This is a genomic window from Methylophaga sp., assembly GCF_965655755.1.
GTDB lineage: Bacteria > Pseudomonadota > Gammaproteobacteria > Nitrosococcales > Methylophagaceae > Methylophaga.
On sequence record NZ_CBFHHW010000005.1, the window covers coordinates 8,892 to 23,435 of the forward strand.

Annotated in this window: 14 protein-coding genes (1 of these 14 cut by a window edge); 11 read left to right on the forward strand and 3 right to left on the reverse strand. The window is 45.1% G+C overall.

Features of this window, described 5'->3' with window-relative positions:
- The 3 genes from rimM to ffh all read right to left on the reverse strand — a co-directional run.
- A partial coding sequence (gene rimM, locus ACTF5U_RS02900; protein ID WP_438970139.1) for a ribosome maturation factor RimM occupies positions 1 to 291 on the reverse strand: 291 nt, incomplete at its 3' end.
- A 19-nt stretch (positions 292 to 310) separates the two neighbouring features.
- Positions 311 to 559 (reverse strand): 30S ribosomal protein S16, encoded by a 249-nt coding sequence (gene rpsP, locus ACTF5U_RS02905; RefSeq protein ID WP_008292361.1) that lies wholly within the window; start codon positions 557 to 559, stop codon positions 311 to 313.
- An 86-nt stretch (positions 560 to 645) separates the two neighbouring features.
- Positions 646 to 2,013, reverse strand: coding sequence for a signal recognition particle protein (gene ffh, locus ACTF5U_RS02910; RefSeq protein ID WP_438970140.1), 1,368 nt, complete (start codon positions 2,011 to 2,013; stop codon positions 646 to 648).
- Positions 2,014 to 2,158: 145 nt separating this feature from the next.
- Between ffh and ACTF5U_RS02915 the strand changes: the two genes are divergently transcribed.
- From ACTF5U_RS02915 to ACTF5U_RS02965, 11 genes are all read left to right on the forward strand, one after another.
- A complete protein-coding gene (locus ACTF5U_RS02915) occupies positions 2,159 to 2,956 on the forward strand; it encodes a cytochrome C assembly family protein (protein ID WP_438970141.1) in 798 nt (265 codons plus the stop codon).
- Positions 2,957 to 2,963: 7 nt separating this feature from the next.
- The gene (locus ACTF5U_RS02920) at positions 2,964 to 4,250 is read left to right on the forward strand and encodes an HlyC/CorC family transporter (RefSeq protein WP_438970142.1); all 1,287 of its coding nucleotides are present in this window, start codon (positions 2,964 to 2,966) and stop codon (positions 4,248 to 4,250) included.
- A 5-nt stretch (positions 4,251 to 4,255) separates the two neighbouring features.
- Positions 4,256 to 6,178 carry a hypothetical protein gene (locus ACTF5U_RS02925; RefSeq protein WP_438970143.1) on the forward strand — a complete coding sequence of 641 codons (1,923 nt, stop codon included), beginning with the start codon at positions 4,256 to 4,258 and terminating at the stop codon, positions 6,176 to 6,178.
- Between the two features lie 68 nt (positions 6,179 to 6,246).
- Complete coding sequence (locus ACTF5U_RS02930; protein WP_438970144.1) at positions 6,247 to 8,712, forward strand: AsmA family protein; 2,466 nt, start codon at positions 6,247 to 6,249, stop codon at positions 8,710 to 8,712.
- A 57-nt stretch (positions 8,713 to 8,769) separates the two neighbouring features.
- On the forward strand, positions 8,770 to 9,813 hold the full coding sequence (gene mutY, locus ACTF5U_RS02935) for an A/G-specific adenine glycosylase (RefSeq protein WP_438970145.1): 1,044 nt from the start codon (positions 8,770 to 8,772) through the stop codon (positions 9,811 to 9,813).
- 8 nt (positions 9,814 to 9,821) lie between these two features.
- Positions 9,822 to 10,088: an oxidative damage protection protein gene (locus ACTF5U_RS02940; protein ID WP_438970146.1), complete on the forward strand. Its 267-nt coding sequence runs from the start codon at positions 9,822 to 9,824 to the stop codon at positions 10,086 to 10,088.
- A 324-nt stretch (positions 10,089 to 10,412) separates the two neighbouring features.
- Positions 10,413 to 10,622, forward strand: coding sequence for a cold-shock protein (locus ACTF5U_RS02945; protein ID WP_438970147.1), 210 nt, complete (start codon positions 10,413 to 10,415; stop codon positions 10,620 to 10,622).
- A gap of 86 nt (positions 10,623 to 10,708) precedes the next feature.
- Positions 10,709 to 11,491 carry a hypothetical protein gene (locus ACTF5U_RS02950; RefSeq protein ID WP_438970148.1) on the forward strand — a complete coding sequence of 261 codons (783 nt, stop codon included), beginning with the start codon at positions 10,709 to 10,711 and terminating at the stop codon, positions 11,489 to 11,491.
- 565 nt (positions 11,492 to 12,056) lie between these two features.
- A complete protein-coding gene (locus tag ACTF5U_RS02955; protein ID WP_438970149.1) occupies positions 12,057 to 12,806 on the forward strand; it encodes a DUF4197 domain-containing protein in 750 nt (249 codons plus the stop codon).
- 76 nt (positions 12,807 to 12,882) lie between these two features.
- Positions 12,883 to 13,647, forward strand: coding sequence for an elongation factor-1 alpha (locus tag ACTF5U_RS02960; protein WP_438970150.1), 765 nt, complete (start codon positions 12,883 to 12,885; stop codon positions 13,645 to 13,647).
- 177 nt (positions 13,648 to 13,824) lie between these two features.
- Positions 13,825 to 14,544, forward strand: partial view of an EAL domain-containing protein gene (locus ACTF5U_RS02965; RefSeq protein WP_438970151.1) — the beginning only. 2,415 nt of this gene lie beyond the right edge of the window; the window shows 720 of its 3,135 coding nt (coding positions 1-720); its start codon is at positions 13,825 to 13,827; the stop codon falls past the right edge of the window.

Consider the following 14,544-nt stretch of genomic DNA (forward strand, 5'->3'; position numbering starts at 1 on the left):
TTCTTCTGCCGGTTCTAATTGTTCTTTTTTGATCGCCAGTTCAGAGCCTATTAAAGGTTGAACCTGATCACGGTCAGTCACATTGGCAATGCCCATGACGACCCCTTTGCCCTGCAAGTGCCCACCGGACAACTTGATTTCAATCCACTCTCCCTGTCGTGACAGGAACAAGGGTGAATATTCCAGGATATTGGTGCGGGGATCAGTAAAAGAAAATACCTTTACCCAACCTTTAACACCAAATGCGCCGGATATTTTACCTACCGGGATGAACTCCTCGGATGCTTCCATACCCGAACCTCGACTTTACTTAAGCCGCTTTTTGCGCTTCTTCAATCAGCTTCGCTACGCGCTCTGATGTTTGTGCACCTTGGTTAATCCAATGAGCAACACGATCAAGGTCAACACGAAGTTTTTCTTCTTGACCACGTGCGATAGGGTTAAAGAAACCTAAACGCTCGATGTAACGACCGTCACGCTTGCTGCGTGAGTCTGTGACAACGATACCGTAAAAAGGACGCTTCTTAGCGCCGCTGCGAGTCAATCTAATTGTTACCATATAATTTAGCCCGTTGGAAAACTGGATCGGAAAACCGTCGTATTCTACGCAACTCCCACCCTTTTGAAAAGTCCTTTTAACTTTATTTAAAAGGGCATGCCTCCGCCCATAGGAAATTTGCCGCCCATACCACGCATCATTTTCGCCATGCCGCCTTTTGAGCCCATTTTTTTCATCATTTTTTGCATCTGAGTAAACTGCTTAAGCAAACGGTTTACATCCTGAATCTGGGTGCCACTGCCTGCCGCAATACGTTTTTTACGTGAACCTTTAATAATATCGGGCTTACGACGTTCTTTTGGTGTCATTGAATTAATAATCGCTTCCAACTTACCCAGCTCTTTATCGTTTACTTGCTGTTTGGCTGCGGCTGGCAAATTTCCCATGCCTGGCATTTTATCGATTAATGAACCAATGCCACCCATATTGCCCATTTGCTGTAATTGATCGCGGAAGTCTTCCAGATCAAAGCCTTTGCCTTTTTTCAGCTTGCCCGCTAATTTCTCCGCCGAACCGACATCCATCTTCCGCTGGGCTTCTTCGACCAACGACAGCACGTCACCCATACCCAGAATACGAGACACCACCCGATCTGGATGGAAAGGTTCTAACGCTTCGGTTTTTTCGCCAACACCCATGAATTTAATGGGCTTACCAGTGATATGTCTGATTGAAAGTGCCGCACCACCACGTGCATCGCCATCAGTCTTGGTCAGAATAACACCGGTGAGAGGCAGCGCTTCATTGAAGGCTTTTGCCGTATTCGCCGCATCCTGCCCGGTCATGCTGTCGACAGTGAACAAGGTCTCAATCGGATTAATGGCGGCATGAATCTGTTTGATTTCGGTCATCATATCGTCGTCGATATGTAATCGACCGGCGGTATCAATAATGACTACATCAATATAATCGCGTTTTGCCTGCTCAACAGCTGCCTTGGCAATATCAACTGGGTTTTGATCAGACTGACTGGGAAAGAACTTTGCGTCGACTTCTTTCGCAAGCGTCTCTAACTGATCGATTGCCGCTGGACGGTATACGTCGGTACTGGCAACCATGACTGATTTACGATCATGCTCTTTCAACCAGCGTGATAATTTAGCCACACTAGTGGTTTTACCCGCACCTTGTAAACCCGCCATCAAAATGACTGCTGGCGGTTGTGTGTTCAGGTTAAGGCTTTCATTCGCCTCCCCCATCACCGCTACAAGTTCATCATTAACCACTTTGACCAGGGCCTGACCTGGTGTCAGGCTGCGGAGGACATCCTGTCCCATCGCACGCTCTTTTACACGGTCAATGAACGCTTTAACCACCGGAAGTGCCACGTCAGCTTCAAGCATAGCCATGCGCACTTCACGCAGTGTTTCTTTTACGTTGTCTTCAGTGATTCGACCCTGACCACGGAGCTTTTTAAGCGTGCTCCCTAGTCTTTCACTTAAACTGTCAAACATAGTTCACCTTACTGATTGGCAGATAAATGCCATGAATTATTTGCTTTGGATTAACATTATAACTGATATATTGTTCAGTTCGGGATGACATCGTTTATCATTGCCGAATAGAGATGATTAGACACCTCGAAAGGATCAATTGAATATGGCTATTGCCAACGCGCTTGCTTTCCTACTCTACATGAGTAGCAGCGTAATTCTGATACGACGCTTCGTTCAGAAGGATCAAAATGCAGTAAAAACCAGTATTCCGGTTGGCATCATGATTATCATGGCGCTATTATTCCATGCTACGGATATCTTTTTCACCATGAAAAGTGCCGGCGGCTGGGACCTTGGCCTGTTTACCACCTTTTCACTAACTACATGGCTAATGGCTTTTATAGCGTTACTGATTGGCGCCCGCATTCCAAATTCTCATCCCGGCATTATTATTTACCCCTTGGTAGCAATGAGCCTTATATTAAAGGTCGAACTGCCATCACCTGAGCCACCATCACTTTCACAACCCGCTTTGGAATGGCACGTTCTACTCTCTTTAGCTGCCTATAGTTTGTTCATGCTGGCTGCCATTCAGGCTGTCATTCTGGCCATTCAGGAAAAACACCTCCGTCAGCGTCACGCCGGTGGACTGATGCGTAAACTTCCACCACTGCAGACAATGGAAGCAGGATTATTTCAACTTATCATCACAGGTTTTATCTTACTGACATTGGGTTTGCTCACCGGGCTGATGTTCATTGACAACTTATTTGATCAACATCTAGTCCATAAAACCATACTGTCCTTCATATCATGGTATGTGTTTGCGGCTCTGTTATGGGGTCGATTCCGTTATGGCTGGCGAGGCAGAACGGCAATCAAGTGGACCTTAGTAGGCTTTTCCTTTTTACTACTGGCCTTTATGGGCAGTAAATTTGTTCTTGAATACATACTGAACTGACGCATACATGCTTGAAGAGACATCAATACTCGTTTTATTTATCATTCTGTTCGTTTTACTGCTGTTTTCGGCTTTTTTTTCCAGCTCCGAAACAGCTTTAATGGCATTGAATCGCTATCGTCTCCGTCACCTTGAACAGGAAGGTCATCGCGGCGCGATGATTGCCAGTGAGTTATTGAGCCGCCCGGATCGTTTAATTGGCTTAATTCTGCTAGGCAATAACTTTGTCAATATTCTTGCATCAGCGATTGCGACAGTTATCGGTATTAAATTGTTGGGTGAAAATGGCATTGTTGCCGCCACCTTTGCATTAACACTGGTTGTGTTATTGTTTGCCGAGGTAACACCGAAAACATTGGCAGCGCTGCACCCGGAGCGCGTTGCGTTTCCTGCCAGCTATGTCCTAAAACCAATGCTGTTCTTACTTTATCCACTGGTATGGTTTACCAATGGTATTACCAACCGCATGGTACGTTTGTTCGGGGTCTCGCCGGAAGAAGCGGCGACATCGGCCATTAACACTGAAGAATTGCGGGTCGCCTTAATGGAGGCCGGAAGTCTGATACCGCCGCGTCATAAAGACATGTTGATGAGTATCCTGGATCTGGAAAAAGTCACAGTAAATGACGCCATGGTGCCGAGGAATGAAATAGAGGGTCTGGACATTAACGCCCCTTTTCAGGAAATCGTAAAACAACTATCCCATTGTGGCCACACTCGCCTGCCTGTCTATGAAGACAGTATGGATAACATCGTCGGCATCTTACATCTACGTAAGGCCTTGCATCTGATTACTCAGGATAACCTGAATCCTGAGACCTTAAACGGCATCATTAAGGATGTGTATTTTGTCCCCGAAAGTACACCACTCAATACCCAACTGATTAACTTTCAACGCAATCGCCGCCGTACAGGACTTGTTGTCGATGAATATGGCGACTTGCTAGGTCTGATTACACTCGAAGACATCTTTCGTGAAATTGTAGGTGAGTTTACCGCTGACACCATTGATGAAGACAAAGACATTCATCCACAATCGGATGGGAGTTATCTGGTTAATGGCACAGCCAATATCCGTGAGATCAATCGCAGTAATGATTGGGAATTACCCACGCAAGGACCTAAAACCATCAATGGGCTAGTATTGGAATATCTAGAGAGTATTCCCGATCCGGGCGTCAGCATTCGTATGGAAGACTATGTGATTGAAGTGGTACAAACAGCAGACAATGCTATAAAAACGGTTCGTATTCGTCACATTCTGGACCAACTAGAGGAAGAGCCAGAGAGTTGACTACCATGCGACTGAAATTAGCTGGCTTGACTGACATCGATAAAAGTTCACTTAAATCGATGTTACGACTGTCTTCTGATTTGTTAACGCAAGAATGGTTAATTGTTGACGAAGGCCAGGCTGATTTGGTCATTTATTCCTTCGACTCTGAAGCTGGGCAACAAGCATGGCGGCAACGTGAATCGGGGTTCACAGCTTTATTGACCAACACGGGGAATGTGACCCAGCCCGTTGATGTTGTTTTAAGGAAACCGCTTCGGAAGACTAATTTTTCTGAAGCGTTAAATCTAATTGAAGAAAAAATCCGCCTGCAACAGGCAACCGACACGCCCTCAGCACCACCCCAAAAGGTGGCTAAAAAATCCGAAAAGCTGAATAAACTCCTGGTCACACTGAAGTTACGTAAGCGACCTGCGAGTCATTTACCCCTTTTAGATTTAGCTGAGATCGAGCAATCATCCAAGCAAACCGACATCATAAAAGAACCCAAGCTATTACAAGCCTGGATTAACCAGCTACCTCGCGAGGCTAATCAACGGGTCAGTACCCTACTCGCTAATCTGCAGTCGCTTTGCCAATTTGACCTTAAACCGATGACGATGCTGTCATTACTGGAAATCTATCGCACCGCTGTTGCAGACCTTTTATTCACCCGCGATATATCAGCCGTCAAACGTGATATCTATTTCACCACGGAGAATCTACGGGCCATTCGCACGACCAATGAACTGATAGCGAAACTGGCTGTGGCATATCAGCAAATCATTCGTTTTTATTACGAACGTGGCGAGACCCCGGATAACAACAAAACACTATTACTTTGTCTCAATCGGACAACTGAGATGTTGGCATTGCAGATTCTGCATTCGTATCAGTATTACCGATCGTCGCCTAGAGGCGTTTGGAACAGATTGCACCAACTATACCTGTATCAGGAAAAAGCAGGCACACTCAACGAGGCTGTGACCCTGAAAGAGCTTTATAACAGCCGCAGTTTTTTTGACCTGTATACACAAATCATTCTAACCGGACTGGCTGACCCTTATAGCCTGGCGAAGTTCGATGTATTCAGACTGTTTGGTTTGATGGAACAATTCACCGATAAAATCGAACTGGGCTTACTTAGCCTCAAACAAATTAATACCACCAGTAATTTCATGCTTACAGGTCATTTTTGCATCGATTGTGCTGGTGATGCGTTACCAGACCCCATGATCAAAACATCCTCAGAAATCAGGACCTCGGATCATGCACGTTTGTTAAATACACAACCGGCGCTGCTTGCCATTGAAAATATTTTCAGAAATGCCAAAAATACTTCACATGCTTCTTTAGACAATGAGTTGAGACTGCTAAAAAAAATCATCCCGCAGTTGAACACCACCCATGAACGTCGTTTTCACAGACTGAATACTGGCAAACACCGTACTATCGACATAGCCCATGGCATTAACGCGGTTTACCAGAGCCTCACGAACAGACTTACCCATGCTTTACCTTGGCAACTCGCCAATCAAAGCAGTGGTGGTTTGATGGCAAAACGACAAACTGACGGCTGTTACCATCTTAATATCGGTGATTTTATCGGTATTTTTGAAGATGAATTTCAGGTTAAACTCGCCACCATAAAATGGTTGCATATCGATATTGATGGCGATACCCACATCGGCCTGGAACTTATCGAAGGCAAACCTATCCCAGTTGTATGTACACCAGACGGTGAGGCTGAGCAGCATCCGTCATTGATTATACCGAGTGATGTTCCTAAGACTGAATCGACCATGATTACTGAAAAAGGCCTTTATTCACCTAAAAGAAAAATCCGGGTGAAAGATGACGATGAGCCCTACATCATTGTGGCCAATGGTATGATAGACAGTACTCTGGACTACGAGCAGTTCAATTATACGATCAAAACCGGTTCTTAACTTTTGCTTGTTGGTCTTTGTTGAACCACACAAATCAGCATTAATTTTGACAGAATGGAATTTCAATTATGCGCACTGTTTTAAAACTGATTCTTATCGTGATTATCATCGCAGTGGCCGGTCTGGTCGCTCTACCGTTTGTCGTCGATCCCAATGACTACAAAGATGAAATCTCCAGTCAGGTAGAAAAAGCCACTGGGCGAAACCTCACCTTACAAGGTGATATAGAACTATCGGTATTCCCATGGATTGCTTTGGAACTCGGATCATTATCCTTGAGTAATGCCGAGGGATTTAAAGCAGATTCGTTCGCCAAGGTTGAAGCGGCAGAAGTGCGCATCAAATTGATGCCCTTACTGAAAAAACAACTTGAGATGGACACGGTTGTTCTGGATGGCCTGGTGTTAAATCTTGAAACGGATAAAAATGGTAAAACTAACTGGGATGACCTAACGCAGGCTGATGAAGTTGTTAAAGAAGACGCCAAACCCAGTAAAGAAAAATCCGGCCCCGCATTATCAGCCATTAGTATCGCAGGCGTTCAGCTAACCAATGCCAATATATTGTGGTCGGATGCCTCCAAAGGTGAAAGCTATCAGTTACGCAACTTAAACCTGAATACCGATCCTCTTGAACCCGGCGAGCCCACAGCCGTTGAAATGGTGTTTGATCTCATTAGTGCAAAACCGGAAGCTAAAGCGCATATCACCCTTGACAGCGACATCATGGTGGATATGGAAAACCAGCAATATGCATTAACTGACCTTGCCTTCACTGCGATTGCCGAAGGCAAAGCTTTACCCTTTTCAGAAGCCGATATCAGACTCAATGGCGATATTGAAGCAGACATGGTTAAGCAACTGGTCACTATTACTGACTTAGTCCTCGCGGCTAAAGCGAACAATGGCAAGCAAACCATTGACGCCGAGATGAGTGGTCAAGTTAGTTCCAATCTGGCCACACAACAAACCACTGTTGACGGGTTTGAATTGACAGCCAATATCAAAGACCCAAGCCTGCCAGGTGAACAAGCAGACTTGAAACTTACCAGTAATATCAATGCAAACCTAGAACAACAGACAGTGACACTATCAGCTTTAATGCTGGAACTGGAAGACCTCATTCTAGCAGCCGATATCAAGGCCAATAATATCCTTGGTGATAAACCAGGCTTCGCAGGTAATGTGCATATTCAACCATTCAATCTCCGAAAACTGGCGGGTGATATGAACGTTGAATTACCGGAGATGGCAGATAAAAGCACACTTGAGAACATCGAAGTGAAAACGGAACTGGAAGGCTCCGCCACACACATCAATGCTAAACAGTTAAATGTGACCTTGGATCAGAGCAAATTGACTGGCCAGCTGGCAATCAATAATTTTTCAAATCCAGCGTTTAACTTTAACTTAAAACTGGATCAAATTGATGCTGATCGCTATCTGCCTCCTATTCAAAAGGGTAAGAAAGAACCTAAACCTGCCGCAACACCGGCTAAGGACACCTCAGGTGGTGCAGGTGAATTACCATTGGAGGCCTTACGCCAGATTAATGCCAAAGGTAGTATCGACATTGGCAAAATGAAGGCCACCGGGCTCACCAGTGAAAATATTCACGTTACCATCAATGCGGCGGATGGCCTGGTAAAGCTGACACCGATGAGCGCTGATTTATATCAGGGCTCATATAACGGCAATGTGACACTTGATGCGCGCGGTGACAAATTAAAACTCGCTCTCGACGAACGCATTAAGAATGTTCAGGCAGGTCCTTTATTGAAGGATATGTCCGCTGAAGATGAAGCAGTTGTAACAGGTACGGCTAATGCTAATGCGAAATTAACCGGTACCGGTGCAACCATAGATCAAATCAAGCAGACGTTAACAGGGAGTGGTGGTTTTTCATTTACCGACGGTGCATTGAAAGGAATCAATATTGCCGAGGCCATACGGAAAGCCAAAGCGGCATTGTCAGGACAAAAGCTGCCTGAATCAGATGCGCCAGTACAAACAGATTTTTCTGCTTTGACAGGGACTTTTACCGCTAACAATGGTCTTATTGATAATCAGGATCTGGCACTTAAGTCACCCTTACTTCGCATTAATGGTGCCGGACAGGCCAGCTTGCCTAAAGAAACGATTGATTACAGCCTCAAAGTGGCCGTCGTCGGGACCATATCAGGTCAGGGTGGTAAAGAGTTAACCGAACTCAAAGGTGTCACCATTCCTGTCAAAATTACCGGCACATTCAGTAATCCCAAGCCTTCTGTCGATTTAGCCAGCATGGTTAAGGACAAAGCGAAACAGGAGCTGAAATCGAAGGCCGAAGACAAATTGAAAGAAAAACTCGGCGATGACATCGGTGGCCTGCTGGGCGGGGCTCTCGGAACAAAGTCCGCTACTGAGGAAACGCCATCCGAAGAAACAAACACAACAGAGGAAGGAGCGGAACAACAAGCTCCTGCTAAAGAAGACAAAAGCCCAGAAGAAAAACTGGAAGATACTGTCAAAGACAAACTGAAGGGCTTTTTCTAATCCAACTAAACGAGAACCTATGCCCGTGTTTGTTAACACGGGCATTTTTGTATCTGAATGTCACACACCTTTAACTTCGCTGATGCTTTATTAGACTGGTTTGACCAGTTTGGTCGCAAAGATTTGCCATGGCAACAATCGCCAACACCCTATCACGTCTGGCTTTCAGAAATCATGCTGCAACAGACGCAGGTCAATACCGTCATTGATTATTACCTGCGGTTTACCAAACGTTTTCCAGATATTCATGCTTTAGCAAAAGCGCATCAAGATGACGTTTTGGCTCACTGGTCAGGACTTGGCTACTACGCCCGTGCACGGAATCTTCATAAAACCGCTCAGATAGTGGTTTCTGACTTTGATGGAAAAATGCCCGACACTCTAGAAGCTTTAATAGCCTTGCCGGGTATCGGTCGCTCCACAGCAGGCGCTATTTTGACGCTTGCTTATCACCGACGGTTTCCCATACTGGATGGAAATGTAAAACGGGTATTGGCACGCTTTGATGCGATTCCGGGCTGGCCTGGGAATAAACAGGTCGAGACCAGACTCTGGCAACGAGCTGAAGACTTATTGCCTGATTATCGCATCGCCAACTATATTCAAGCTCAAATGGACCTAGGTGCTACTTTATGTACCCGTACGAAACCAGACTGCCCTGATTGCCCGATGCGAAGTCACTGTAGAGCCTATGCACTCGGAGCTCCCACCGATTTCCCCGGAAAGAAACCCAAAAAAAACATTCCGCAAAGACAGACACATTGGCTGGTACTTAAAAATGACACCGGTGAAATTTTTCTGGAACAGCGACCTCAGCGAGGTATCTGGGGGGGGCTTTGGAGCTTTCCTGAAATTGAACATCTGGATGATATCGATGCCGTTTGTCAGCGACGCTTTCAGCTTAAAATATTTCAACGACAAAGCTTACCCTCTCTCCAACATATATTCAGTCACTTTAAATTAACGATTCACCCACACCTCTTAGACTGTAAGGTAAGTGGTATAGCCGACAAAGATAGCGGCAACTGGTATAAAATAGAGGACACACTAGCACTGGGCCTACCGGCACCAGTCAAAGCATTCTTACAATCTTTTCTATAGAGGTAAATATGGCACGCACAATACATTGCGCGAAACTTGATAAAGAAGCCGAAGGTATGGACTTTCCGCCTTATCCCGGTGAAATGGGAAAAAAACTGTATGAGTCCGTCTCCAAAGAAGCATGGCAAATGTGGCTAAGCCAGCAAACCATGCTGATCAATGAATACCGTCTTTCTCTGGCAGATCCGAAATCACAGGCATTTCTTAAAACCGAAATGGAAAAGTTCTTCTTTGGTGACGGCTCAACACCACCTGAAGACTTCGTCCCCGAATAAGTGTTTTGAAACGTTTTTAGCGCACAAATGCGAAAAATCGAAAAACAAGACCATTTGTCTAAAGGATAGCCCTTTACATAATACGTCATGTTTGTTTAAAGCCTAATACGCTTTAAACCAAGCAAAACCAATAGATTGCCGTTGATTTACAACATATGCCGAGTCAACACAAAGCAAATAAAATAAAATAAAGTTTGCTTTATTTTCTTAAAGTGCTGACTTTTTTGCATTTTTTGATCATACAATGCCAATAAGCTTCTATTTCGGGCGCATGATCCATCTGCGCTGGATAGATGCTTATTTTGTAAATAAATTGAGGTTGATATGGCAGATCAAGTTACTGGAACGGTTAAATGGTTCAATGATGCAAAAGGATTCGGTTTTATTGAACAGGTTGATGGTCCTGATGTATTCGTCCATCACACCGCAATTAAATCAGAAGGTTTTAGAACACTGAAAGAAGGACAGGCAGTTAGTATGGAGGTCACACAGGGCCAGAAAGGTCCTCAGGCAGAAAACGTTGTTCCGACGTAATACCTGCAAATAGAATTCTAAGGCCGGTTAGAGCAATCTGACCGGCCTTTTTTTTAACCACGAAAGAGGGAAGTCACGCATCGAGCATGAAAGTTTTCAGTTTCCGTAACATCCGCATCCTTATTTTACTTGGCTTACTCATGGCTACTGTTGTCTATACGCAGGAGCAAAAACGCAATACCACTTCATGGTATAAACCTATCAATGTCGTCATATACCCAATCAACGGGGATGGCACAGCTGAAACACAACAATACATTAATCACTTATCCGCTGATAATTTTATATCTATCGATACATTTTTCGCCCGAAGCGGTCGTGAATACCAGTTAATCGCTGAGCAACCGGTTATTACACAACTTGGGGAAACAATCACTGACATTCCTCCTGCCCCGCCAAGCTCCGGTCAAAATGTGATCGCTGCAATCGCGTGGAGTTTGAAATTACGCTATTGGGCTTACCAACACACGCCGGATGTGAAATCCAATAAAGACCGTATTCGACTTTATGTTCTTTATCATCAACCGGACGGAAATTCGGCTTTGGCACACTCTTTAGGTCTGCAAAAAGGTTTGATTGGTGTTATCCATGCCTATGCAACTCAAAAGCAGTCACAGCAAAACGCCGTTGTCATGACACACGAGATATTACATACCGTGGGAGCGATAGATAAATACGATGAAAGCAACCTCCCCGTTTACCCTGAAGGTTACGCTGAACCGGATAAAGAGCCCCTTTACCCACAACGCTTCGCTGAAATCATGGCAGGACGAATTGCCATAAACCGTGACAAAGCAAAAATGCCCGAAAGTTTACGTGCTGTTAAAGTGGGCAGAACAACAGCCCAAGAGATCAACTGGATTCAATAATGGCTTTACAAGCTTCTCCATTCATTAAACAACATCAATACGCTGTATCATCAACCCAGTCGGTCAGTCATCCCGGCTATCCTTTTGGTTCCATTGTGCCTTAGCTGATATCAGCAGATGGCATCATCCACATTCACATCAGCGAATTAGCAGAGCACACCAAAAACATTAACGCAGATAATAAAGTTGCTTTGACAATAAGCGATGTCAGTCAATCAGACTCAGCAGCCAGCGGGCTTCGCATTACCTGTCTCGTTGAGGTAAGGGAACAAAACATAAAACAAATCTATCAGCGGCTGTTCAGTGTTGCGGATCAGGTATTAAAATTACTTGGCTTTGGGTTCTATCAACTCAATCTGAGAGCGCTCAGACTACCTTGGTGGTTTTGGTGATATCAGATGGTTGTCTCCCTCCGAACTTGATCTGAGATAACCAACGCATCGTTTGTGCTGATAGTTAACACTGTTTAACCATACAACATGACTTGACTCCATTCGTGCATCAGCGACAATGAAATGAAACTATCAGCGATGCTGCTGAATAGAAAAATTGAAGGAAGGCTGCTATGAACCAGAAACCTGTCATGCTCTCTCTCATTATCAGCTTGAGTCTCGCCACTGGCCAAGCCAATGCAGATTGGGGCTCAATGCTGGAGGATCTGAAAGAAGCGACCAAGACCTTTGTACCCGGCACTGAATCCAGTGACTCCCTCGATACCAACACCATCATATCTGGTCTTAAAGAAGCACTCAGCCTCGGCAGCAAGCGTGCTATCGATACGATAGGTCAGACCGATGGCTTTCTTGCTAACCCTAAGATACGCATTCCCTTACCTCCACAAGTTGAACAAGTAGGTGGACTGATGCGTCAGTTTGGCATGAGTGATCTGGCTGATGAATTTGAAACCAGCATGAACAGGGCAGCCGAACAAGCTGCACCCGAAGCACGGAATATCGTTATCGACGCCATCAAAGCGATGAGCATTGAAGATGCAAAACAAATTCTCAACGGAGCGGATGATGCTGCGACACAATATTTCAGAGACAAAACTACCGGCAAACTAACTTCCCTTTTTAGGCCAACAATAGAGAGCTCCCTGGATCAGGTTGGTTCGACCCGTTACTACAACCAACTCAGTGATCAAATTGCTGACGTCCCTGTCGTCGGTGAAAACCTCAACGTCAATTTGCCCGATTACGTTACTGAGCAGGCCTTGAATGGCTTGTTCACCATGCTAGCCGAAGAAGAAAAGAAAATAAGAGAGAACCCTGCTGCAAGGACTACCGAAATACTGAAAACCGTTTTCACCGAATAAAGAGTCAGCATTTATGCTACTCATCGCCGGATGAATGTAATAGTATAATGACCGCACAAATAATAAAGGAAATACCATGGCTTTATCGCACAATCTTAACTTGTCCAGTCAGGGAACCTCGCTTAAAGCATTGTTCAGTGGTTACCTGATAGTCGTCGCCGTTGGCTATTTGATGGCAGTGGTACAGATCCAACTCACTCACGGCCTGGCAGATGGTGAATATGGCCTGTCAGTTGATGATATCGTCTACAGCTATTATGGTAACCGGGCCAATTCACTACTAGAAAATAAGTTACACGGTTCGATGAAACCAATGGCCACTGATGAAGAACGTGCTGAAATCATCACCTGGATCCACCAGGGTGCAAACGAAGAAGCCTATGAGAATAATGGCATCAAACAAATCTTTGAAAGCAAGTGTATTGCCTGTCACAACGCTGACTCGGGCATGCCGATCCCAGATTACACCGAATTTCAGAATATTAGAGATCGCGCACTTGTCGATACCGGTGCATCGTTCTCTTCATTAGCCCGCGTGTCACATATTCATTTATTTGGTATTGCGTTCATCTTTATGTTTGTTGGTCTGATCTTCAGTCTGGCCTCTGGCGTACCAAAACCATTGAAAGTGATCGCCATCTCAACACCTTACGCTTTCCTGTTGATCGATATTGCCTCATGGTGGCTGACCAAGATGAATCCCAACTTTGCCTATCTGGTTATTCTTGCAGGTGCTTCGATGGCATTATCTTTCGGGTTCATGTGGATTGTTTCTATGTATGAAATGTGGATTCTGCCCCACTTGCGTAGAGATGAGCGCGACGCTTTACTCGACGAATAAAACAAAAACAGCCGTTATTTGATAAGCCACTGCTCACCTGAGTAGTGGCTTTTTTTTGTCTCGCTTTTCAGGTTTGAACTCGTGACGGGCTTTTTCTCACGTTTATTCACCACATGGGGGATGGATTTTTCCAGACAAATGCCGTAAAAAGTTAAGTAACATTCAAGGAAAGGTTCTATGGATAGTTTATGGTTACTTTGTTCGGCTTGTCTCGTATTTCTGATGCAAGCAGGATTTCTTTGCTTAGAAAGTGGGCTCGTCAGAAGCAAAAACAGCATCAACGTTGCTGCCAAGAACATTACAGACTTTACTATCTCAAGTGCTATTTTCTGGTTAGTTGGCTTTGGTTTGATGTTCGGTCAATCCAAAACCGGCTGGTTCGGCAGTGATCAGTTTCTTTTCGGCAGTGACAGCTCTCCTTCACTGATTACTTTTTTCATTTTCCAGATGATGTTCTGTGGCACAGCAGCCACGCTCGTATCAGGCGCGGTTGCAGAGAGAACCAGCTATATTGGTTATATCATCATTACGATTGTTATCACCCTGTTCATTTATCCTGTCATTGGACACTGGGTCTGGGCAGGTATTTTCAGTGGTGAAGCAACTGGCTGGTTAGAACAGCAGGGCTTTGTCGACTTTGCAGGCTCTACAGTGGTGCACTCCGTAGGTGGGTGGGTTGCGCTGGCTGCAATTCTGGTGATCGGGCCACGTATTGGTCGTTATGATAAGGCAGACCGCCGTATTCCTGGTAGCAACCTGCCTATGGCCGTTTTAGGTGGCATGTTGATCTGGTTTGGCTGGTTTGGCTTTAACGGGGGCAGTACCTTAGCGTGGAATCAGGATGTACCTGCTATTCTCCTCAACACCATACTCGCAGCGGTATGGGGCGGTATCTGT

What these genes read in the sequence shown, in the direction of transcription:
- ACTF5U_RS02955 (WP_438970149.1), top strand. Translation starts at nt 12,057, where the DNA reads ATGAACCAGAAACCTGTCATGCTCTCTCTCATTATCAGCTTGAGTCTC.
- ACTF5U_RS02920 (WP_438970142.1), top strand. Translation starts at nt 2,964, where the DNA reads ATGCTTGAAGAGACATCAATACTCGTTTTATTTATCATTCTGTTCGTT.
- ffh (WP_438970140.1), bottom strand. Translation starts at nt 2,013, where the DNA reads ATGTTTGACAGTTTAAGTGAAAGACTAGGGAGCACGCTTAAAAAGCTC.
- ACTF5U_RS02945 (WP_438970147.1), top strand. Translation starts at nt 10,413, where the DNA reads ATGGCAGATCAAGTTACTGGAACGGTTAAATGGTTCAATGATGCAAAA.
- ACTF5U_RS02915 (WP_438970141.1), top strand. Translation starts at nt 2,159, where the DNA reads ATGGCTATTGCCAACGCGCTTGCTTTCCTACTCTACATGAGTAGCAGC.
- ACTF5U_RS02940 (WP_438970146.1), top strand. Translation starts at nt 9,822, where the DNA reads ATGGCACGCACAATACATTGCGCGAAACTTGATAAAGAAGCCGAAGGT.
- ACTF5U_RS02930 (WP_438970144.1), top strand. Translation starts at nt 6,247, where the DNA reads ATGCGCACTGTTTTAAAACTGATTCTTATCGTGATTATCATCGCAGTG.
- ACTF5U_RS02960 (WP_438970150.1), top strand. Translation starts at nt 12,883, where the DNA reads ATGGCTTTATCGCACAATCTTAACTTGTCCAGTCAGGGAACCTCGCTT.
- mutY (WP_438970145.1), top strand. Translation starts at nt 8,770, where the DNA reads ATGTCACACACCTTTAACTTCGCTGATGCTTTATTAGACTGGTTTGAC.
- ACTF5U_RS02925 (WP_438970143.1), top strand. Translation starts at nt 4,256, where the DNA reads ATGCGACTGAAATTAGCTGGCTTGACTGACATCGATAAAAGTTCACTT.
- rpsP (WP_008292361.1), bottom strand. Translation starts at nt 559, where the DNA reads ATGGTAACAATTAGATTGACTCGCAGCGGCGCTAAGAAGCGTCCTTTT.
- ACTF5U_RS02950 (WP_438970148.1), top strand. Translation starts at nt 10,709, where the DNA reads ATGAAAGTTTTCAGTTTCCGTAACATCCGCATCCTTATTTTACTTGGC.